Annotated in this window: 21 protein-coding genes; 12 read left to right on the forward strand and 9 right to left on the reverse strand. The window is 60.3% G+C overall.

What is annotated here, in order from left to right; translation table 11 throughout:
* Nucleotides 1-71: 71 nt before the first annotated feature.
* Nucleotides 72-275 (forward strand): DUF2788 domain-containing protein, encoded by a 204-nt coding sequence (locus WF513_RS14295; protein ID WP_339080057.1) that lies wholly within the window; start codon nucleotides 72-74, stop codon nucleotides 273-275.
* On the opposite strand, the gene WF513_RS14300 is transcribed toward WF513_RS14295, so the two are convergent.
* Nucleotides 272-841 (reverse strand): pseudouridine synthase, encoded by a 570-nt coding sequence (locus WF513_RS14300; RefSeq protein WP_339083600.1) that lies wholly within the window; start codon nucleotides 839-841, stop codon nucleotides 272-274. The two genes, WF513_RS14295 and WF513_RS14300, sit on opposite strands and share 4 nt — an antisense overlap.
* 204 nt (nucleotides 842-1,045) lie before the next feature.
* Between WF513_RS14300 and WF513_RS14305 the strand changes: the two genes are divergently transcribed.
* On the forward strand, nucleotides 1,046-2,080 hold the full coding sequence (locus WF513_RS14305) for an NAD(P)-dependent alcohol dehydrogenase (protein WP_339080058.1): 1,035 nt from the start codon (nucleotides 1,046-1,048) through the stop codon (nucleotides 2,078-2,080).
* Nucleotides 2,081-2,142: 62 nt separating this feature from the next.
* Here WF513_RS14305 and amn read toward each other — a convergent pair whose 3' ends face one another.
* The 4 genes from amn to WF513_RS14325 all read right to left on the reverse strand — a co-directional run bounded on the left by amn (nucleotide 2,143) and on the right by WF513_RS14325 (nucleotide 8,602).
* Nucleotides 2,143-3,615 carry an AMP nucleosidase gene (gene amn, locus WF513_RS14310; protein WP_339080059.1) on the reverse strand — a complete coding sequence of 491 codons (1,473 nt, stop codon included), beginning with the start codon at nucleotides 3,613-3,615 and terminating at the stop codon, nucleotides 2,143-2,145.
* A gap of 97 nt (nucleotides 3,616-3,712) precedes the next feature.
* Nucleotides 3,713-5,365 (reverse strand): acyl-CoA dehydrogenase family protein, encoded by a 1,653-nt coding sequence (locus tag WF513_RS14315; protein WP_339080060.1) that lies wholly within the window; start codon nucleotides 5,363-5,365, stop codon nucleotides 3,713-3,715.
* Nucleotides 5,362-6,015 carry a TetR/AcrR family transcriptional regulator gene (locus tag WF513_RS14320; protein WP_339080061.1) on the reverse strand — a complete coding sequence of 218 codons (654 nt, stop codon included), beginning with the start codon at nucleotides 6,013-6,015 and terminating at the stop codon, nucleotides 5,362-5,364. The genes WF513_RS14315 and WF513_RS14320 overlap by 4 nt, the downstream gene beginning before the upstream one ends.
* Nucleotides 6,016-6,211: 196 nt before the next feature.
* Nucleotides 6,212-8,602 carry a 7TM diverse intracellular signaling domain-containing protein gene (locus tag WF513_RS14325; protein ID WP_339080062.1) on the reverse strand — a complete coding sequence of 797 codons (2,391 nt, stop codon included), beginning with the start codon at nucleotides 8,600-8,602 and terminating at the stop codon, nucleotides 6,212-6,214.
* 297 nt (nucleotides 8,603-8,899) lie between these two features.
* Here WF513_RS14325 and WF513_RS14330 point away from each other — a divergent pair, with 297 nt between their 5' ends.
* The 5 genes from WF513_RS14330 to WF513_RS14350 all read left to right on the forward strand — a co-directional run bounded on the left by WF513_RS14330 (nucleotide 8,900) and on the right by WF513_RS14350 (nucleotide 12,978).
* Nucleotides 8,900-9,694 (forward strand): hydroxymethylpyrimidine/phosphomethylpyrimidine kinase, encoded by a 795-nt coding sequence (locus WF513_RS14330; protein ID WP_339080063.1) that lies wholly within the window; start codon nucleotides 8,900-8,902, stop codon nucleotides 9,692-9,694.
* Between the two features lie 13 nt (nucleotides 9,695-9,707).
* A complete protein-coding gene (thiE, locus tag WF513_RS14335) occupies nucleotides 9,708-10,334 on the forward strand; it encodes a thiamine phosphate synthase (RefSeq protein ID WP_339080064.1) in 627 nt (208 codons plus the stop codon).
* A 54-nt stretch (nucleotides 10,335-10,388) separates the two neighbouring features.
* Nucleotides 10,389-11,678, forward strand: coding sequence for a glutamate-1-semialdehyde 2,1-aminomutase (hemL, locus tag WF513_RS14340; RefSeq protein ID WP_339080065.1), 1,290 nt, complete (start codon nucleotides 10,389-10,391; stop codon nucleotides 11,676-11,678).
* Nucleotides 11,678-12,334, forward strand: a complete 657-nt coding sequence (locus tag WF513_RS14345) for a hypothetical protein (RefSeq protein WP_339080066.1) — start codon at nucleotides 11,678-11,680, stop codon at nucleotides 12,332-12,334. Before hemL ends, WF513_RS14345 begins: the two co-directional genes overlap by 1 nt.
* Before the next feature lie 92 nt (nucleotides 12,335-12,426).
* The gene (locus tag WF513_RS14350) at nucleotides 12,427-12,978 is read left to right on the forward strand and encodes a tetratricopeptide repeat protein (RefSeq protein WP_339080067.1); all 552 of its coding nucleotides are present in this window, start codon (nucleotides 12,427-12,429) and stop codon (nucleotides 12,976-12,978) included.
* Between the two features lie 88 nt (nucleotides 12,979-13,066).
* On the opposite strand, the gene WF513_RS14355 is transcribed toward WF513_RS14350, so the two are convergent.
* Entirely contained in the window at nucleotides 13,067-13,390 is a 324-nt protein-coding gene (locus tag WF513_RS14355) for a DUF1820 family protein (RefSeq protein WP_090239972.1), read from the reverse strand.
* Between the two features lie 135 nt (nucleotides 13,391-13,525).
* On the opposite strand from WF513_RS14355, the gene miaB reads away from it, so the two are divergent.
* From miaB to lnt, 5 genes are all read left to right on the forward strand, one after another.
* Nucleotides 13,526-14,869 carry a tRNA (N6-isopentenyl adenosine(37)-C2)-methylthiotransferase MiaB gene (gene miaB / locus WF513_RS14360; protein ID WP_339080068.1) on the forward strand — a complete coding sequence of 448 codons (1,344 nt, stop codon included), beginning with the start codon at nucleotides 13,526-13,528 and terminating at the stop codon, nucleotides 14,867-14,869.
* Nucleotides 14,870-14,959: 90 nt separating this feature from the next.
* Complete coding sequence (locus WF513_RS14365) at nucleotides 14,960-15,958, forward strand: PhoH family protein (protein ID WP_339080069.1); 999 nt, start codon at nucleotides 14,960-14,962, stop codon at nucleotides 15,956-15,958.
* A complete protein-coding gene (gene ybeY, locus WF513_RS14370) occupies nucleotides 15,951-16,460 on the forward strand; it encodes an rRNA maturation RNase YbeY (RefSeq protein ID WP_339080070.1) in 510 nt (169 codons plus the stop codon). The genes WF513_RS14365 and ybeY overlap by 8 nt, the downstream gene beginning before the upstream one ends.
* A gap of 5 nt (nucleotides 16,461-16,465) precedes the next feature.
* A complete protein-coding gene (locus tag WF513_RS14375; RefSeq protein ID WP_339080071.1) occupies nucleotides 16,466-17,308 on the forward strand; it encodes an HlyC/CorC family transporter in 843 nt (280 codons plus the stop codon).
* A 116-nt stretch (nucleotides 17,309-17,424) separates the two neighbouring features.
* The gene (gene lnt, locus WF513_RS14380) at nucleotides 17,425-18,945 is read left to right on the forward strand and encodes an apolipoprotein N-acyltransferase (RefSeq protein ID WP_339080072.1); all 1,521 of its coding nucleotides are present in this window, start codon (nucleotides 17,425-17,427) and stop codon (nucleotides 18,943-18,945) included.
* Nucleotides 18,946-19,143: 198 nt separating this feature from the next.
* Here the strand turns inward: lnt and WF513_RS14385 are convergent, their stop codons facing one another.
* The 3 genes from WF513_RS14385 to WF513_RS14395 are packed head-to-tail and all read right to left on the reverse strand — an operon-like array spanning nucleotide 19,144 to nucleotide 21,460.
* Entirely contained in the window at nucleotides 19,144-20,046 is a 903-nt protein-coding gene (locus tag WF513_RS14385) for a biotin-dependent carboxyltransferase family protein (RefSeq protein ID WP_339080073.1), read from the reverse strand.
* On the reverse strand, nucleotides 20,043-20,720 hold the full coding sequence (pxpB, locus tag WF513_RS14390) for a 5-oxoprolinase subunit PxpB (protein ID WP_339080074.1): 678 nt from the start codon (nucleotides 20,718-20,720) through the stop codon (nucleotides 20,043-20,045). The genes WF513_RS14385 and pxpB overlap by 4 nt, the downstream gene beginning before the upstream one ends.
* The gene (locus tag WF513_RS14395; RefSeq protein WP_339080075.1) at nucleotides 20,717-21,460 is read right to left on the reverse strand and encodes a 5-oxoprolinase subunit PxpA; all 744 of its coding nucleotides are present in this window, start codon (nucleotides 21,458-21,460) and stop codon (nucleotides 20,717-20,719) included. The genes pxpB and WF513_RS14395 overlap by 4 nt, the downstream gene beginning before the upstream one ends.
* Nucleotides 21,461-21,499: the final 39 nt, after the last annotated feature.

Here is a 21,499-nt window from a genome sequence, read left to right on the forward strand (position 1 = left end):
CTATAAAATCGCATCGCCAACTTTTCTGCCCTAAAGGGCGGCACAGCCTCTTATTGCCTAATGAGGTTGCGATGGAAACCCAAGTATTTGAAGAGCTGATGATGACCGTGCTGGTTGGCGGTCTGGTGCTGTTTATGGGCTTTATCGTTTGGGATTTAGCGAAAAAATCCAAAGCCGGACGCTTCGGTACCATGATCCTGTTTCTCGCCCTAGGCTTGGGCGTACTGGGCTTTATAATCAAGAGCGTCGTGATCGCCGGGCTAGAAGGCGTTTAATCCAAGCGCGCGGGCACTTCGCGCCATTGCCCCGGCTGCAGGTCGTCGAGGCTGAACGGGCCGACACGCACGCGCACCAAGCGTAAGGTCGGTAACCCGACAGCGGCCGTCATGCGCCGCACTTGACGATTACGGCCTTCGCGAATCACCAGCTCCAGCCAAGCGGTGGGGATGCTTTTACGAAAGCGCACCGGTGGGTTGCGTGGCCACAGCGGTGGCTCCTCGAGTAACCGCGCCTCGGCCGGCAAAGTTGGGCCGTCATTTAGTTGCACACCGTCGCGCAACTGCTGCAACTGCACCGCACTGGGCTCGCCTTCTACCTGCACCCAATAGGTTTTTGCCAGTTTATGTTTGGGATCGGCGATGCGCGCCTGCAGGCCGCCATCATTGGTCAACAGCAGCAGCCCTTCGCTGTCGCGGTCTAGCCGCCCAGCCGGATAAACCCCTGCAACATCGACAAAATCCTTGAGCGTGGCGCGGCCTTGTTCGTCGTTGAACTGGGTCAACACGTCAAACGGTTTGTTCAGCAGCAACAAGCGCGGCTCAGCAGGTGGTGCCTTGGCCACACGGCGCACGGCAGGCTGAGCAGACGTATTAGACCAAGCAACAGAACGCGGGGGGCGCGGCATCAACAATCCAACCAAACAGGTAAAGACAGCCAGTGTAACCGAGGCCACCGTCGAACCATCAGCCTGGCTTATCCGCACCCATCGGCCACGCAGACCCAGCTATGCTGGGCGGGTTGTGTTCACTTCACAGAGGCAATCAGCATGAGCTCACCCACATCCATCCTCGACACGTTCACCGGCTGGGCGGCTAAAGCGCCCGGCGCGCCCCTTGAGCAATACAGCTATGACCCAGGCCCGCTGGGCGCCGAAGACGTTGAAGTGGCGGTGGAATACTGCGGCATCTGCCACTCCGACCAGTCGATGATCGACAATGAATGGGGCATGACCCGCTACCCCTTTATCCCCGGTCATGAAGTGGTCGGTACCGTCGTGCGCTTGGGCGATCAAGCGCGCGGCTTAAAGCTCGGCCAGCGGGTCGGCATCGGCTGGTACAAAGGCAGCTGCATGCATTGCAGTTCGTGCATGGAAGGCGCGCACCAACTCTGCGGCACGGTTAAACCAACCATCGTTGGCAGTAACGGCGGTTTCGCCAACCGCCTGCGCAGCCACTGGGCTTGGGCCGTGCCGTTGCCAGAGGGCCTTGACCCCGCGCTGGCTGGCCCATTGTTTTGCGCCGGCTCCACGGTGTTTAGCCCCCTGTTAGATTTCAATGTAAAACCCACAGACAAGGTCGGTGTGGTCGGCATTGGCGGCCTCGGTCATTTGGCGCTGGGCTTTCTCAATGCATGGGGTTGCGAGGTCACTGCCTTCACCTCCTCGCTGAACAAGCAAGAAGAAGCCAAGCGCTTGGGCGCGCACAACGTGGTGGCATCCATCGACAGCGGCGCATTGAAAGCGATGGCCGGCAGCCTGGACTTCCTCTTGGTCACCGCCAGTGCTGACTTGGATTGGACGGCCATGATCGGAACCTTGCGTGGCAAAGGCCGGCTGCACTTTGTTGGCATCGTACCCAGCGCCATCCCGGTGCATGTGTTTAACCTAATCCCGCAGCAAAAAAGCCTGTCCGGCTCGCCCGTAGGCTCGCCAAGCAGCATGGCAACTATGCTGGAGTTCTGCGCCCGGCATAACATCGTGCCGCAGGTAGAACACTTCCCCATGAGCAAGGCGAACGAGGCCATCGACCACCTGCGCTCGGGTAAAGCGCGCTACCGCGTGGTGCTCGACGCCAATAAATAAACGACGCTGTAATTGAAAAGCCCGAGGCATGTGCCTCGGGCTTTTTTATGCGGCATATCCCATTAACGGAATGGCGGCTCGTCAAAGCTGCGCAGCTTGCGCGAGTGCAGCGAGTTGAGCTGGCTGCGCAGCAAGTCCAAGGCGGCGATGCCGATATGCAGGTGCTGGGTCACGGCTCTCTCATAAAACGCACCGGCCGCACCGGGCAGCTTGATCTCACTGTGCAGCGGTTTGTCCGATACGCAGAGCAGCGTGCCGTAGGGCACCCGCAGACGATAGCCTTGGGCGGCGACGGTGCCGCTTTCCATGTCCACCGCCACGGCGCGGGACAGGTTGATCAACGGTCGCTCCTGGGCCCAGCGCAGCTCCCAGTTACGGTCGTCGTAGGTCAATACAGTGCCGGTGCGCAGGCGTTTTTTCAGTTCGTCGCCCTGCTCGCCCGTGACCTGTTTAGCCGCTTCCTGAAGCGCCTGCTGTACCTCAGCCAGAGCGGGCAGCGGAATATGTGGCGGTAATACACGATCAAGAATACCGTCACGGCGCATATAGGCGTGGGCCAGTACATAGTCACCAATGGTTTGCGATTGGCGCAGACCGCCACAGTGGCCAATCATCAGCCAGCAATGCGGACGCAGCACGGCCAAGTGATCGGTGATGTTCTTCGCATTGGACGGCCCAACGCCCATATTGACCAAGGTAATGCCGTTGCCGTCGTCGGCTTGCAGGTGGTAGGCGGGCATCTGATAACGATGCCAGATCACCGTCTCGATAATCGCCTGCATCTCACCCTCAGCCATACCCCGGCTGATCACCACATTGCCCGGCAGCACCATGCGGGTGAAGCGCGACTCACCGACCAGCATGTCCAGGCCATGACGGATAAATTGGTCGACGTAACGGTGGTAGTTGGTCAGCAAAATCCACGGCTGCACTTGCCGCCAGTCGCTGCCGGTGTAATGCACCAAACGGCGCAGAGAGAAATCCACCCGCGCTGCGTCAAACAGCGCCAGCGGCAACGGGTCAGTATTTTCCCAGTCATACAAGCCATCGGCGGTGCCATCGGTGGCGGCGGACAGGTCGGTGCTGGGGAACACCCGCGCCAGTTCGGCAGCCGTCACCCCGGAGCCGGCCAACTCATCGCCCTGCTCAACCACATAGGGGTAAGGAATATTTTGCTGGCTGACCCCCACTTCCACACGGACGGTGAAGTCGTTCATCAGCGGGCACAGCTGCTCCAGCAAGTACTTACGAAACGCCGCTGGATGGGTCACGGTAACGCTGTAAGTGCCCGGCACTTGCACCTTGGCATACGCGCGCACAGTGGCCGGCGCCTCACCGTGACACCGGTAAATCAGGCGTAATTCGGGGTAGCGAAACTGACACTGCTCCGCCGCATCAGGCTTGATGCGCTCTTTTAGGTAACGCTTCAGCGCCGCACTCAACCCGCTGGTCGCCTTTAAATGCAAGGCCGCCAGACGGTCCACTGCCTCTTCAGCGCTATTAGCGACAACAAACTCATCGGAACAAAGGCTCACAAGGCATCTTCCTGGCTGATCGGACAGGCCCCATCTTGCCCTGATCCGCTGCGCGGGCGATAGCGCAGCCGTTCACGCCCGCAGACAGGCCATGGCTCTATAGCCGATGCGGCGTGCTGCGCGCCAGCAACGCTTCGATGTTCAGCCCGCGCGGCAGAGTGCCGTAAACGCGGCCGCCTTGCCCACCCAAACGGCTGGCGATAAAGGCATCAGAGACGCTGGCGTTTCCCGCTTCCAACAGCAGCTTGGCTTGCAGCGCCAGCGCGACGTCTTCGGTGAGTTGGCGAGCGCGGTATTGGATGTCTGCGCTGTCGCGAAAGTCGACATGCAGCTTGGCGATGTGCGCTTTAAGCCGCGCGTCACCGTGGCCATCACCCAGCTCCGTGAACAGCGCATCGAGCACGCCCGGCTCCTTGGATAATGCGCGCAGCACGTCCAGGCATTGCACGTTGCCTGAACCTTCCCAGGTGGAGTTGACCGGCGCTTCACGGTACAAGCGCGGCAGGATGCTGTCTTCGACATACCCAGCGCCGCCCATGCATTCAGCGGCTTCGTTGATCATTGCCGGGGCGCGCTTGCAGATCCAATACTTACCCACGGCGGTGACCAGGCGGGCGAACTTGTCTTCCTGCTCGTCGTGCGGGTTGTCCAGCGCCTTGCCCATGCGCAGGGTCAGGGCGAGTGCTGCTTCGCTTTCAAGAGCCAGATCGGCCAGCACATTCTGCATCAGCGGCTGTTCACTGAGCACTCGCCCACCCACTTGGCGATGCGCGCAGTGATGCGCGGCCTGAGTCAGGGCCTGACGTATCAGGGCACTGGAGCCGATCATGCAGTCAAAACGCGTCAGCGCGACCATCTCAATAATGGTCGGCACGCCGCGACCTTCCTCGCCGACCATCCAGGCCAGCGCACCGCGAAATTCGACTTCGCTGGAGGCGTTCGAGCAGTTGCCCAGTTTGTTTTTCAGGCGCTGGATATAGAACGCATTACGGCTGCCATCGGGGCGGTGACGCGGCAGCAGAAAGCAGGTTAGACCTTTGTCGGTATGGGCCAAGGTCAGAAAGGCATCGCACATCGGCGCCGAACAAAACCACTTATGGCCAACCAACTCATAAGCCTGACCGGGGCCGCCAAGGCCAAGCGGATAAGCGCGGGTGGTATTGGCGCGCACATCGGTGCCGCCCTGCTTCTCGGTCATAGCCATGCCGATGGTCGCACCGGTTTTCTGCTCAATCGGCAGGTTGCGCGGGTCGTATTGGCTGGAGAGGATTTTCGGCAGCCACTGGGCGGCCACATCCCCTTGCAGCTTGAGCGCCGGCACGCTGGCAAACGTCATGGTCAACGGGCAACCACTACCCGCCTCGGCCTGGCTGTGCAGGTAACTTAAGGCTGCGCGGGCCACATGAGCGCCGGCGCGCGGGTCGGTCCAGGGCATTGACGGCAAGCCATGCTCAATGGCGGCGCTCATCAACTGGTGATACGCCGGGTGAAACTCCACCAGATCGACCCGGTTGCCGTACTTATCGTGACTCTTAAACAGCGGTTTGTTTTCGTTGGCGAGAAAGCCCGCCGCCATCAGCTCGCCACCCGCCAGCGCGCCATAAGCATCCAGGCGCTGCTCGGCCCAGCCGCCACCAAAGCGTGTGTTCCATTCTTGCAGCGGCAGGTCAACGCGGTACAGATTGGCGCCATCCAGCGACGGTACTTGGTTGAACACTTCATGGGTTTCGGCGTGTTGGCTGGCAGTCATGACTGAGGCTCCTCTTCGGGCAATGGGGCGCCCACGGCGCGCAAACAAAAGGTAATGAGTACCTGGCTGACTTCAGCCAGGCTGGGGCCGGGGTAACCGGCTTCACGGGCGGTGCGAGCAGGCGGCGATAATGGACCGACCAGTACTTCAGCAATCGCACCGACCAGGCAGGCGGCCACCAGATTGACCTGCTGCACGCGCATCTGGCCGTCGGCCACGCCCTCCTGTAGCAGCTCAATAAACAACGCGGCGTAAGCTTCGCGGTACAACAGACGCTGCTCGTCAACCAGTGGGTCAACCGGCTCGGCGATCAGAGCGAAGGCCAGTTGGCGGCTGTCCCACGCGCGCGCGGCAAAGCGTTCAAGCCCCTCAGCAAGGCGCTGCACCGGGTTACCGGGGCCGCGTACGATGGCGGCCAACGCCTCCACCTCACGCTGGCTGGCCACGGCAAACACTTCAGCGGCAAGGCAGCCTTTGCTGCTGAAGTGGCGATACAGGCTGCCGGTGGCAATACCGACATCCGCCGCCAACGCTTGCATGGTCAGCGCGGCGAAACCGCCCTCGACAACCCGCGCCAGAGCGGCGTTAAGGATCTGCTCACGCAGACTTTGGTCGCGGTCGATACGAAGGGCAGTGGTGCGATAGGCCATGGTCTGAATCCTGATTCACGATCCCTGCAGTGAATCAGGATTCAGAGTTTGCGCAAAGCGGCATTTCGGCCAAGAGCGAGGGCTGCTCAGGTGCAGTGGGCATCGGTAGATCCCGGCAAAACACAGCACACCGCGTAGCCGGTAATTGTCGCCCGGATTGCGCTGGCGCTTATCCGGGCTACGAGGGCTGCAAACGTCAACGTTCGGCGCAAACCTCGCGGCACAGTACCCAGTCATGCAACAAGTGGCGCAGCTGCTCGAACTTCACTGGTTTGGCCAGGTAGTCGCTCATGCCGGCCGTCAGGCAGCGCTCGCGATCGCCGCTATGACTGTGCGCGGTGACTGCTAACACTGGCAGCGTTTGCATATCAGGTAAGTTGCGCAGCGCGCGGCAGGTGGCAAAGCCGTCCATCACCGGCATCTGGCAATCTAACAGCACCGCATCAATGATTTCTTTACGCAGAATACCTAGGGCTTCTGCACCGTTATCAGCACTGCGCACCTGATAACCCAGCTTGAGCAGCATGCCGCGCATCACCAGCTGGTTGATTGGATTGTCTTCGACAAGCAGCACCGTGCACTGCTGCGGCTGGCGCAGTGCCGGGCCAATGGCGCGCTGGACGGCGACGAGTTTAACGGCCTGTGCAGGCAAGGCCAGCGGCAGCTGTAAATGGAAGCTGCTGCCCTGGCCAGGGCGCGACTCATGACTGAGATCACCACCAAGCAAGTCGACCAGCTGCTGGCAAATGGCCAAGCCAATACCCAGGCCGCCGTATTCACGCGTCGCCGAGCCATCCAGTTGATGAAAGTGCTGATACAACGCACCATCAGCTGGCGTGGTAAAGCCCAACCCGCTGTCGATCACATCAATGCGCAGCGCCAACAAATTGTTTGCTATACCGGCGCGACTGACCTGAACACGCACCTCGCCATGCGAGGTAAATTTAATCGCGTTATCCACTAGGCAATCTAGGCATTGCCGCAGCTTGCTGGCGTCGCCTTCAACAATATCCGGCAGGCTGTGCTCGAGTTCGAGTTTAAACCGCAGGCCCTTTTCTTCGGCGCGCTCGGCGTACTGCGCGCGCAAACCGTCAAACATGCCGCGCAGGCTAAAGGGTGCGCCCCTCAGCTGCAGCCGCCCAGCCTGCAACTCGGTGAGGGTCAGGATGCCATTGACCATGTGCAGCATGTCGCGAGCCGAGCCGGCGGCCGTGTTGTGGTAATGCGCCAGCTCGCCTTCAAGATTAAGCATCTGCATAAGCTCCAGCGAACCGACCACACCATTCATAGGGGTACGCAGCTCGTGAGTGACCGTGGCGAGAAATTCATCCTTGAGACGGTTGCTATTGGCCAATTCCTGGTTGAAGGCTTCGAGCTTGACACTGGCCTCTTGGAGAATACGCGTACGATCCTCTTTCATCGCATTGATGCGGTCGGCCAGAGCCAAAGACAAAAGCCCTACTTCAAGCGCTGAGCCGATCTGGCTGGCGTACATGGTCAGGAATATATTTGGCAGATAGCCCAATACCATCAGCGTATTGATCACCCCACCAGCCAGAAAAGCGCTCCAGGCGATAATGAAATAGCGCGCCACGCGCATGCCACGCAGCCAGGACAAAAGGCCCGCAACAAACACCGCCACGATAAACAACAGCGCCAGATAAGTTGCCAGACGCAGCGACAACGCATAGCTGACCGTCAGCGCCAGGCTCATCACCAAAACAGCACTGGCCATGAGCAACAACAGGACGCGATCAACCCATGGGCTATGGTCGCCGGTATGCAGAAAGCTGCGCGCAAACTGACAGCCAAACAATGCCGAAGCGCCGATTAGAAAGGGGGTCGCTGCGTTAGCCCACCACGGGTTGTTGGGCCATAAATATTCGATAGCCGCGCCATTAACCGATAGCTGATAAAGGCCAAATGCGGCGATATAGAGGATGTAATAGAAGTAACTTTTGTCACGCACGCTAATGAAGATAAACAGGTTGTAAACCAGCATCACCAACAACACACCGTAAATAATACCCAGCGCATAGATGCGCGCCGGCTGGTGTTCCAAGTAGGCGTTGGGCGCCCAGAGGGTCAACGGCGCTTGCATTGAGCCCTGCGTGTGCAGGCGCAGGTAGATACTTTGCGGCTGCCCGGGCGGCAGGTTCAACTCGAACACATAGTTGTGCTGTTTTATCTCTCGAGACGAGAACGGCAAAGCATCGCCGGTGTGCTGGCTTAGCTGATAACGGCCCTGCGCATCTGCCAAGTACAGACGCACATCATCCAGCGGCGGGTAAGCTAACTCCAGCAACCACGATTGCACTCCCGTGGTTTGTTGCGGGCGGTATTCCAAATCAACCCGCAGCCAAAACACAGAACGCGAATAACCGGCATTGAGCACGTCTTTACCGTGTGTATGAAAACTGCCCTGCATGGCCGGCGAGGTTACATCTTCAATGTTGGCATCACCGCGTACATCGACGAAAACCGACATGGCCTTGCCAAGCGGCAGGCTATGAGTGTTTTCATCGAACACTAACGCCCCAGCCAACCCCGGCATCAGCACTAACAAGCAAAGAACAATAGCGCGCATACCACTCAGCCAAACTAGGCCCGCAGCGCCATAGAGCGCTGCCGCAGCGATGAATTTAGAGGCCGGCACTCTAGGACGTGAAGGCATTTTAGCGCAAGCCATATGGCGCCGATAAAAGGCGCGACCCGCGGACATGATCAGCAGCCCGACAGCGCTTGAGAGAAAACCTCAACGAATAAGCGGTTTTTACCCCTGCGCTGCAGTGGCATAAAAAACGTGCGACAGATCGTCCGCCACGCCGGCTTTGCTGCCTTTTTGCGACCTGCAGCCGTACGTTTGATGATAAGCTCGCCGCCCATGAAAACGCCTACTTCTCGCCCCGTAGTGCTGTGCCTGTCCGGTCATGACCCCAGTGGTGGTGCCGGCTTGCAAGCCGATATTGAAGCCCTGCTCGCCCAAGGCTGTCACGCCGCGCCAACCGTGACCGCGCTGACCGTGCAAGACACCGTCAATGTTTCTGACTTTCGCGTGCTCGACCGTGACTGGGTGTTAGCCCAGGCCAATGCGGTGATCAACGACATGCCCGTGGAGGCCGTTAAGCTGGGCATGCTCGGCTCGGTGGAAATGGTCGAAACCGTGCTGCAGATCATGCAGCGCCTGCCAGGTATCCCGCTGGTCTGCGACCCCGTGCTGCGTGCCGGTGGTGGCGGCGCGCTGGGTAAGGATGAAGTCGGCTATGCCATGCGCGAGCGCTTATTCGCCGTGTCCACCATCGCCACCCCAAACCTGCCGGAAGCACGCATCCTCGCCGAATTGCCGGACGGCTCTGCAGATGAATGCGCTGAAAAACTTCTGCCGTATATCCAGCACCTGCTGATCACCGGCGGTCATGGCGATGAGCAGCAGGTGCATAACCGCCTGTACAGCCGCGATGGCAGCCGCCACACCTTTACCTGCCAACGCTTGCCCGGCAGCTACCATGGCTCCGGCTGCACCTTGGCCAGCACCCTGGCAGGCCGTTTGGCGCTGGGCCAAGAGCTGGTCAGTGCCGTGCAGTTCGCCCTCGATTACACCTGGCGTACCCTGCGCGATGCTGAACAGCCTGGCCACGGCCAGTTTATTCCTCGTCGCTTGCCCCTAGACCTGTTTTGACGGAGCACCGCTGATGAAGTTGCGCGGCTTGTATGCCATCACCGACAGCCAATTGCTGGCCGGCAAGCTACTGCCCTTCGTTGAGGCCGCACTAAAAGGCGGCGTAAAACTGCTGCAATACCGCGACAAATCCATTGATGAGGCGCGCCGCCTGCGTGAAGCCGAAGCCCTGCGGGAATGTTGCACCCGCTATGGCGCGGCATTGATCATCAATGACGACGCTGAGCTGGCCGCGCGCTTAGGTGTGGGCCTGCACTTGGGCCAAAGCGACGGCTCGCTGTCCGTGGCCCGCGCCCTCCTCGGCCGCCACGCCATCATCGGCGGCACCTGCCATGCCCAGCTTGAATTGGCTGAAACCGCCGCCAAAGAAGGCGCCAGTTACGTCGCCTTCGGGCGCTTTTTTGACTCCAATACCAAGCCCGGAGCACCAGCCGCCAATGTTGAATTATTGCAAGCCGCAAAAGCGCGGATCAACCTGCCCATCGTCGCCATCGGCGGTGTGACGCTGGACAACGCGCCCGCACTGATTGCGCACGGTGCCAGCATGGTCGCCGTGGTTCACGGCCTGTTCGGCGCAGGCTCGGCGGATGAAGTCGAGCGCCGCGCCCGGGCGTTTAGCGACCTGTTCAACCCTAACTAATCGGTTTAAGAGGCGACTCGGCTCGCCTCATCTGCACATTTGAGAGGCCCTGCCATGTCCCGCTCCGAAGTTCTTTTCAGTCACGCGCAAAAGCACATTCCCGGCGGCGTTAACTCGCCGGTGCGCGCCTTCAAAAGCGTCGGCGGCACCCCGCTGTTTTTCAAGCATGCTGAAGGTGCTTACGTCACCGACGAGGACGACAAGCGCTATGTGGATTACGTCGGCTCTTGGGGCCCGATGATCCTCGGCCACAGCCATCCTGAAGTGCTCGATGCCGTGCGCAACCAACTGCAACACGGTTTGTCCTATGGCGCGCCGACCGCTATGGAAACGGAGATGGCGGACTTGGTCTGCAGCCTGGTGCCGTCGATGGAAATGGTGCGCATGGTCAGCTCCGGCACCGAAGCGACCATGAGCGCGATTCGCCTGGCCCGTGGTTACACCGGCCGCGACAACATCATCAAATTCGAAGGCTGCTACCACGGCCACTCCGACAGCTTGCTGGTTAAAGCTGGCTCCGGCCTGCTGACCCAGGGTGTACCCAGCTCGGCAGGCGTGCCGGCCGACTTCGCCAAACACACCCTGACGCTGCCCTTCAACGACCTCCACGCTGTTGAGCAGATGCTCAGTGAAGTGGGTGACAGCGTGGCCTGCATTATCGTTGAGCCGGTGGCCGGCAATATGAATTGTGTACCGCCCGCGCCGGGCTATCTGCAAGGCCTGCGCGAGCAGTGCGACAAGCACGGCGTGGTGCTGATTTTCGACGAAGTGATGACCGGTTTCCGTGTCGCGCTCGGCGGCGCTCAGGCGCTGTATGGCGTGACCCCGGACCTGACTACCTTCGGCAAAATTATCGGCGGCGGCATGCCCGTCGGCTGCTTCGGCGGCAAACGCGAGATCATGCATTGCATCGCCCCGCTTGGCCCGGTCTACCAGGCTGGCACGCTGTCGGGCAACCCGCTGGCCATGGCGGCAGGCTTGGCGACATTACGTTTGATCCAGCGTCCTGGATTCCACGCCGAACTCACCGACTTCACCCAGCGTATGCTGCAGGGCCTCAAAGAGCGTGCCGATGCTGCCGGCATCCCATTCGTAACCACCCAAGCGGGCGGCATGTTTGGCCTGTATTTCAGCGCGGCTGACAGCATCGTCACTTTTGCCGATGTGATGACCAGCGATGTCGAGCGGTTCAAGCGCTTCTTCCACCTGATGCTGGACGGCGGCGTGTACTTAGCGCCTAGCGCCTACGAGGCAGGCTTCACCTCCATCACCCATGGCGATGCCGAGCTGAACATCACCCTGGACGCGGCCGAACGCGCCTTTGCTGAGCTGAAAAAAGCCTGATGCAGTACAGCACTGCGCTGTCCGATGGCCTGTTGGCGCTGGCCTGCTTGGCCTGTGTGATCGCCATCGGCAGAGCGCGCAAGCACTATGGCGAGGCGGATCAGCCGGCTTTATTTTGCGCCCTGCTGGGTTTTCTGCTGCCGGCAGCAGCCGCCACCGTCGGGGTCATACGCTTCGGTTTCGATCCCGACGCGCAAACGGCGCACCTGTGGCTAAGCCAAGCCAGCAGCTTTCTCGGCCTGCCCTTACTAGGTGCGGCAGCACTGGCCCTGGGCCGCGGCTGGCAATGGAGCCGACCGAACTGGGGGCGCATCCTGCTGGGGCTGTGCGCTTTTTTTGAACTGTTCCGGCAGATGAACCATCTTGACGATTACCGTTTGCTGCTGAATTTAGCGACGCTGCTGCTAATTCTTTATGCCGGTGCCGTGCAATGGCCCAGGCGTGCGAACCTGCTTGTTGCCAGTGCGGTGGTTGGGCTGTTTTTGCTCGCCGGTTTAGTCGTGGGCACCGAGGGCTTTATTGGCCCGCTGCGGCGTATTGACCTGTTCCATGCGCTGCTGACACCGGCCTATCCACTGCTGGCTTGGCTGTTACTGAGCCTGCCCGGCAGCGCTAAACTCAGACGCCTCGAAGAAAACCCGGTAAAGACTTTGTAAGAAGGCGGCGGCTTATTTCATAATGTGACGGCTGCCGCGTTACGGCCGCCAGGTGGAACACCTGTTTTGCATCCCGAGGTAAATGGATTTTCATGAAACGCACCGGCCGCACCCTGTCCCTGGGCTGCCTGTTGCTCTTGCTGCCACTGCTCGCTATCGCGAGCGGCAACTCTTTGCTGATCCCCGCGCTTGGCAGCTGCTCACTCAATACCGCGGCTGAAGAACTGCCCGCCGCACTCGATGCCTGCCAACAAGCCGCCCTTAGTGGCGACCTGCAAGCTGAGTTTGAGCTGGGTGAGTTCTATTACGACGGCAAGCGTGTAGAGCGCGACCTTAACCAAGCACTGAAATGGTTCGAGCAAGCCTCACTGCAAGGCCATGCACAGTCACAATACCGCTTAGGCATGATGTTTTTTCGCGGAGAAGGTGTGCCGGCCAATGCGGTGCAGGCTTATATCGTGCTGAAAATGGCCGCCGTCAATGGCTCGGATGAGGCCATGGACAGCGCCGACCTGATCGCTGCACAAATGCCCCGCGACCAACTGGAAACCGCCAGCCAAGTGCTCGGGCAGATCTTCCGCAACTACCTGCTAGAGCTGCAAAACACCGACACCCTGTCGTCTCCCTTCGCACCGCTGCCTTAGTCAAACGGCTTGACGTGAAACATCGCGAGCAAAGCTCAGCTGTTTTAACGCAGCAGGGCCGACGCGCAGCAGATCGTATGTCGACTGCTTACTTATCCGGCATCGGCATGGGGAACGGCATTACATTGCCGCCGCCCTTGGCTTCGCTGATCTTCGGTGTGCCCAGGCGCTCGACTTCGTCGATGCGGACAATCGCATTCATCGGGATAAAGCTGCGCACCACACCGTCGAACTGCGCCTTGAGCTTTTCTTCGCTGGGGTCGACGACCACCTGGGTGCGCTCACCGAAAACGAATTCTTCGACCTCCAGAAAGCCCCACAGATCGCTTTGAAAGATCTGCTTGGCGTACATCTCGTACACCTGACCCTGGTTGAGGAAAATCACCTTGTAGATGGGTTCGCGCTTGCTCATGGTTATGCAGTTCGTACCGGCTGGTTGATCGAAAGGGCGCGGATCATAGCATAGCCACCGAGCAGCCAATGCTAGGAAGCCGAGCCTTGCACCTCTATAATGCGCGGTTCGTCGAACCACCCTTGTTGAGCGCGCATGACCACAAAGCTTTATATCGAAACCCACGGCTGCCAGATGAACGAGTACGACAGCTCGCGCATGGTTGACCTGCTGGGCGAACATCAAGCCCTGGAAATCACCCAAAAAGCGGACGATGCCGACATCATCCTGCTCAACACCTGTTCTATCCGCGAAAGAGCCCAAGACAAAGTGTTCTCGCAACTGGGCCGCTGGCGCGAGCTGAAGCTCGCCAACCCGGACTTGGTGATCGGCGTCGGTGGCTGCGTGGCCAGCCAGGAAGGCGCAGCGATTCTAGGTCGCGCGCCCTACGTGGACGTGGTGTTCGGTCCACAAACCCTGCATCGCCTGCCGGAAATGATCGACGCCGCGCGCAGCACCAAAGTCGCTCAAGTGGACATCAGCTTCCCCGAGATCGAAAAATTCGACCGCCTGCCCGAACCCCGTGTCGATGGCCCCAGCGCCTATGTGTCGGTGATGGAAGGCTGCAGCAAGTACTGCACCTTTTGCGTGGTGCCCTACACCCGTGGCGAGGAAGTCAGCCGACCAATGGCCGACGTGCTCAGCGAGATCATGCACCTAGCCGAACACGGCGTGCGTGAGGTTACCCTGCTTGGGCAGAACGTTAACGGCTATCGCGGCGCCACCCATAACGGCGAGATCGCTGACTTTGCCGAACTGCTGTATGCCGTGGCCGCCATCGACGGCATCGACCGTATTCGCTACAGCACCAGCCATCCGCTGGAATTCTCCGATGCATTGATCCAGGCACACGCCGACATCCCTGAGCTGGTGAAATACCTGCACTTGCCGGTGCAATCAGGTTCCGACCGTATTCTTGCGGCGATGAAGCGTAACCACACTGCGCTGGAATACAAATCGCGCATTCGCAAACTGCGCGCCGCCGTGCCGGATATTCTGATCAGCTCCGACTTCATCATTGGCTTCCCCGGCGAAACCGAGAAAGACTTCGAGCAGACCATGAAGCTAGTCGAGGATATCGGTTTCGATTTTTGCTACTCCTTTGTCTACAGCCCGCGCCCCGGCACACCAGCGGCTGACTTGTCCGACGACACCCCACTGGAGCTGAAGAAACAGCGCCTGGCGTTGTTGCAGCACCGTGTTACCCAGCAAGGCGCCGAAAACAGCCGACGTATGGCCGGTACTGTGCAGCGCATTTTGGTCAGCGATTACTCGAAAAAAGACCCCGGCATGCTCCAAGGCCGCACCGAGAGCAATCGCGTGGTTAACTTCCGCAGTGACAACCCGCGCTTGATCGGTCAATTTGTCGATGTGCATATCGACCAAGCCATGCCTAACTCGCTGCGTGGCACCCTAGTAGGCGAGACCATCACCCTGTAAAAAAGACGAGCGGCCCGAGCTTCCCCCTTGCGGCCGCGAGCGTTATTCTTCGTTCCATTACCCCAGCCGACTGGCGGCCATCAAACCACCTTGAACGCACCCATAGAACCACTTCGCTTTATCCTTGAACCCTTCGAGGCTCGCCGCTTCGCTAACCTGTGCGGCCAATTTGATGAGCATTTGCGCCTAATTGAAGCGCGCCTGGGCATCGAGTTGCGCAACCGCAGCAACCAATTCGAGCTGGTCGGTAGCGCCGATCAGACCCACGCCGCCGAGCAACTGCTGCGTCGCCTTTACCGCGAAACCGAAACCACTGAATTGTCGCCCGACATGGTCCACCTGTTTCTGCAGGAATCCGGGATCGAAGCGCTGAGCCAGCCGATCGCTGAACCCAGCATCGCCCTGCGCACCCGTAAAGGCATGATTCGCCCACGCGGTGCCAATCAGCAGCGCTACGTCAAAGCCATTCTCGATCATGACATCAACTTCGGCATTGGCCCCGCTGGCACCGGCAAGACGTATTTAGCCGTGGCCTGCGCGGTGGATGCGCTAGAACGCGAGCAGATCCGCCGCATCCTGCTGGTGCGCCCGGCGGTTGAAGCCGGTGAGAAACTGGGCTTCCTACCCGGCGACCTGTCGCAAAAGATCGACCCCTACCTGCGCCCGCTGTACGACGCGCTTTATGAAATGCTCGGCGTCGAGCAGGTGGCCAAGCTGATTGAGAAGCAAGTGATCGAAGTCGCGCCGCTGGCCTACATGCGCGGCCGCACGCTGAGTAACAGCTTTATCATCCTCGACGAAAGCCAGAACACCACGCTTGAGCAGATGAAGATGTTCCTCACCCGCATCGGCTTTGGCTCCACCGCGGTGATCACCGGCGACATCACCCAAGTTGACCTGCCGCGCGGCACCAAGAGCGGCCTGACCCACGTGATCGAGGTATTGCGTGACGTGCCAGGCATTAGCTTTACCCACTTCAAGCCTAAGGACGTGGTGCGTCACCCGCTGGTGCAGCGCATCGTCGAGGCCTACGAGCGTTTCGAGGCCAGCCAAGCGCCGTTTGACGCCAAGGCGCAGCGCCATGATTGAGCTCGACCTGCAAATCGCCACCGCCGGCCAACACCCGACCCTTGAACAGTTTCAGCAATGGTGCGCCTTGGGCTTGCGCCAGCGCAGCGCCGATTCCGAGCTGACCATCCGCCTAGTGGACGACGCTGAAGGCCGCGAGCTGAATCACACCTGGCGGCACAAAGATTACGCGACCAACGTACTCTCCTTTCCTGCTGACCTGCCCGATGAGTTGGACGGCATTCCGTTGCTGGATATCCCGCTGCTCGGTGACTTGGTCATCTGCGTGCCAGTGGTCGAGCGTGAAGCGCTGGAGCAAGGCAAACGCCTCGAAGCCCACTGGGCGCATCTGGTGATCCACGGCTGCCTGCACTTGCTCGGTTTCGACCACATCGACGATGCAGAAGCGCAAGAGATGGAAACGCTGGAACGACAATTGCTGGCAGAGTTGGGCCACCCCGACCCATACGCTGATGAAGCTGAACCCCACATTCCACATTCCACACAAAAGGTTCCTGAGTAACCACCATGAGCGAAGACCGATCGAGCAACGAGCAAACATCCTGGTTTAACCGACTGACCCAGGCGTTTGCTCATGAGCCGAAAAACCGTAAGGAATTGCTGGAAGTGCTGCGCGAAGCGCACCAGAACAAGCTGCTCGACAGCGAAGCACTGGCCATCGTCGAAGGCGCCATTCAGGTCGCCGATCTGCAGGTTCGCGACATTATGGTGCCGCGCTCGCAGATGATTAGCATCAAGGCCAACCAGACGCCCAAGGAATTTTTGCCTTCGATCATCGAAGCGGCGCACTCGCGTTATCCCGTGGTCGGTGAAAGTTTGGATGATGTGGTCGGCATTCTTCTGGCCAAAGACCTGCTGCCCCTGATCCTCTCGGGCGAACAGCCCAACTTCAACATTAAAGACCTGCTCCGCCCGGCCACCTTTGTGCCTGAGTCCAAGCGCCTTAACGTGTTGTTGCGCGAGTTCCGCGCCAACCATAACCACATGGCCGTGGTTATCGATGAATACGGCGGCGTTGCAGGTTTAGTGACCATCGAGGATGTGCTGGAGCAGATCGTCGGTGACATTGAAGACGAGCACGATGTTGAGGAAGACAGCTACGTCAAGCCGTTGCCTTCAGGCGACTTCTTGGTCAAAGCACTGACACCGATCGACAGCTTCAATGAAACCTTCGACACTTCCTTCTCCGATGATGAGTTCGACACCGTCGGCGGCCTGGTGATGAGTGCGTTTGGCCATTTGCCCAAGCGTAACGAAGTGACCGAGATCGGTGAATTTCGCTTCCGCGTGCTCAACGCAGACAGCCGCCGCATCCATCTGCTGCGCTTGAGCCCACTGGAGCGCAGCTAGCGCCTTTGGCTGGTTGATGCCGCTGCTGGCGATCGGTGCGAAACGATCGCCAGCGTCTTCACATGCCCTCCCGTGCGCTCTACCCTTGCGTCACCTCATCCAAGGACCTGCATGCAATGCACTGGATAACCCGACCTGGCTGGCCCGGCAACCTGACGGCGCTGTTTGCGGGCGCCATCACCCCTCTGGCGTTGGCACCTTACGATTTGTGGCCGCTGGCCATTCTCTCCATCGCCCTGTTCTACCTAGGTTTGCGCGACCTGACGCCACGCCAAGCAGCGTTGCGCGGCTGGAGTTATGGCTTTGGCCTGTTCGCCGCTGGCACCAGCTGGGTGTATGTAAGCATCCACGATTACGGCGCGGCCTCACCGCCACTGGCGGTCTTTCTCACCCTGCTGTTTGTCGGCGGCCTCGGTCTGCTGTTCGCCCTTAGCGCATGGCTGTGGGCGCGCTGGCTGCGCCGGGTTGAAGCACCGCTGGCCGATGCGTTGGCCTTTGCGGCGCTATGGCTGGCGCAAGAGGCTTTCCGTAGCTGGTTTCTCACCGGTTTCCCCTGGCTGTATGCTGGTTACAGCCAATTAGGCGGGCCGCTGGCGGGGCTGGCACCGCTGGGCGGCGTCTGGCTGCTTTCCTTTACCTTGGCCTTGAGCGCGGCATTGCTGGTTAACCTTGCGCAACTGCGCACGCGCACGGCATTTCTCGCCATCGGCGTGGCTCTGCTTTGCGCACCATGGGTTGCAGGGCTCGCCCTCAAGGGTCACGCCTGGACGCAGCCGCTGGGCGAGCCGCTTAGCGTGTCAGCCATGCAAGGCAATATCGAACAGAACATGAAGTGGGACCCCGAGCAGCTCAACGCCCAGCTCGCGCTGTACCGTGACATGACCTTCAGCGCCAAACCGACAGACCTGATCATCTGGCCGGAAACCGCCGTGCCGGTACTCAAGGACCGCGCCCAAGGCTACTTGGGCATGATCAATCGTTTCGCCAACGAGCGTAATGCGGCGCTGATTACCGGCGTGCCGATTCGCCAGAGCAACGAGCGCGGCGAGCAGCGCTATTACAACGGCATCAGCGTGGTCGGCCAGGGTAGCGGCGATTACCTCAAGCAAAAGCTGGTGCCCTTCGGTGAGTACGTGCCGATGCAAGAGCTGCTGCGCGGGTTGATCGCCTTCTTCGATTTGCCGATGTCCGACTTTGCCCGCGGCTCCGCCGAGCAAAGCCTGCTGCAGGCCAAGGGCTATTCAATTGCCGCGTTTATTTGCTACGAAGTGGTGTATCCGGAGTTCGCCGCAGGCTTGGCCGCGCAAAGCGATCTGCTCCTGACTATCAGCAACGACACTTGGTTTGGCCGTTCTATTGGCCCGCTGCAGCACCTGCAGATGGCGCAGATGCGCGCCCTGGAAGCCGGGCGCTGGATGATTCGCGCCACCAATAACGGCGTCACCGCGCTGATCGACCCGCAAGGGCGGATTACCGAACAACTGCCGCAGTTCGAACAAGGCGTGCTGTATGGCCAAGTGCAGCCGATGCAAGGCCTGACGCCCTACCTGTACTGGCGCGGCTGGCCCATGCTGATCATCTGTCTGCTGCTTTTTTCCTGGGCGTTGCTGGCCAGCCGGATGGCCAAGACGCTTTAACGACCCGAGCACTTCCCACCCCACGCGACTGGAAACAGTCACTCGTAGCCCGGATAAGCCCTGGCGCAATCCGGGTTTACGGGCTCAAGCAGCCCCCGGATGGCGCTGCGCTTATCCGGGCTACTGGATAGTGGGCCGCGCCTAAATGACTTACCCATAAACGCATGGCCGTCTGCTACACAGTCTTTAAGCAGGCTGTTAACGGCCAAAGAATCGGTAAAACTCACGCAATTCGGCCTGCGCATCGCTGATGCTGATTGGGGTGAAGCGCAGCGGGTGGTGCGCCGGACATTGTGCCAGGCGGCCCTGATCGAGCGGATGCAGCCAACCCAGCAACGGGTAACCGCCCATGGTCTGGTGATCGGCTTGAAGGATAATCGGCTGACCGTCCGCTGGCACCTGAATCGCACCACGCGCCACGCCCAGCGACCATTGCCGCGCAGGCGGTTGTAACGGCTCACCCAACAGGCGCGCGCCCATGCGGTCGGAGAGCGGGCTGAGCCGCCAGCTCTGGGCAAAAAAACGTTGCAGTTGGTCCTCAGCAAACTCCGCCGCATCGCCGCCGGTAATCACCCGCAGCAGCGGCGTGCCGCTGTAATGGCCGAGGTATGGCCAAGGCGCGCTGGCGCGATGGCTGAAGTGCGCTGAGCGGCACGCCAACCAATCGCCAACCTGTAACGCTCGCCCAAAGCCTTCGCGTAACTGCACGCTCACGCTGCCCAGTACCGGCTCTGCGCAAAAACCACCGGCTACGGCCAGGTAGGCGCGCTGACCACTGCGGGCAAAACCCAGACGCAGGTGCTGACCTTTGCGCAACGGCAGGCGCGTCCACAGTGACTGCGGCTGATCATCCACACTCAGTGGCATCTGCGCGCCACAGACCGCCACCCAGGTATCGACCTCAGCCTGTAGTTCGACATCGCCCAAGGCGATTTCCAGCAGCGGCGTACCCCAGGCGTTGTTCAGCAAATGATTGGCCCAGGCGGCCGCGTGCCCATCCAGCGGCCCAGCCGGTGATACGCCAAGATGCTGCCAACCGCGCCGCCCGCCATCCTGTAACACGCTCTGCGGCCCCGGTTTGATGACCCGCAGACCGCTCACAGCAGGCCCCCTTCTTGGATAAAATCGTGTTCAGTAATCGAGCGAAAGCGCACACGATCACCCAGCGCCAGCGGGCACGGCGGGCTGTGCGTCACATCAAATAATGGCCAAGGGCAACTGCCGATCAGGTGCCAGCCACCAGGTGAGCGCTGCGGGTAGATGGCTGTCTGCCGCTCGGCGATTGCCAGGCTGCCGGCGGGCACAGCAGTGCGTGGGCTGGCGCGACGCGGCAACGCTAAGCGTGCGTCCAGCTCAGCCAGATAAGCAAAGCCTGGGGCAAAACCAATCGCGCCGACACGGTACTCAACCGCTGTGTGCAACTCGATCACTTGGGCAATGCTCAATCGGCACAGTTGAGCGACTGCGCCTAGGTCTTCCCCGCCATACCAAATAGGCAGCTCGTGCAGCCGTCCAGCCTCAACCACATAAGGTTCTGCCAACCAGCGCTCCAGGATGGGTTTGACGCGCTCAGCCAACTGCAGATGGTCAGTGCGCAGCAGGTCATAGTGCAGCAGCAGGCTGGTCCAGCCCGGCACCAAATCAGTGAGCACCTCGCCCAACTCAGCACGGATACGCTCAGCCAGCAGGGCGATACGCTGCGGCAGCTGCGCATCTGGCTGTTCGGCCAGCACCAGCAGCAGCGCTTCGGCACCGGCCGGCTCAAGGCGAATCATAAGCCGTCCAGAGCGGCCCGCAGACGCCGCAGCACGGCCAAGGACTCGGCGTTATCGCCATGCACGCAGAGGCTGTCGGCACGCAGTTGCAGCGGTTTGCAGTCGATATCGGCGAATGGCTGACCCTGCGCAATCGCCAGTGCCTGCTGCAAAATCTGCTGCGGATCATGGTGCACCGCGCTGCTCAAACGCCGAGGCGCCAGTTGCCCATCGGCCAGGTAAGCGCGGTCCGCAAAGGCTTCGAACAGCAGCGGCACATCGGCCGCCGCGGCCAGTTGCATTTCGCGGCGGTTATCGACCAGCGCCAGCACCATCAGCGGTAAGCCGCTGCGATAACGGGCGCAGGCTTCGAGCACCGCATTAAACAGGCCATCGTCGCGGACCAAATCGTTGTACAGCGCGCCATGGGGTTTAACGTAGGCCAGCTGGGTGCCCGCCGCGCGGCAAAATGCATCCAACGCACCCAGCTGATACAGCACCAACGCCGTCACTTCTTCCGGCGAGCAGGCCATATGCCGACGACCAAAGCCTTGTAAATCGGGGTACGCCGGGTGCGCACCAATACTCACGCCATGCTGCACCGCCAAGGCGACGGTACGTTGCATGGTCAGCGGGTCCGAGGCATGGAAGCCACAGGCTAGGCTGGCTTGATCAACCAGCGGCATGGCATGGGCATCATCACCCATGCGCCAGACGCCGAAGCTCTCACCCATGTCGCAGTTCAGCAGGATTGTTCTCATGCCCACCAGCTTAGTGGCGCATTGCGCCGACGTGAAGCC

This window comes from Pseudomonas sp. TMP9 (assembly GCF_037943105.1).
GTDB lineage: Bacteria > Pseudomonadota > Gammaproteobacteria > Pseudomonadales > Pseudomonadaceae > Aquipseudomonas.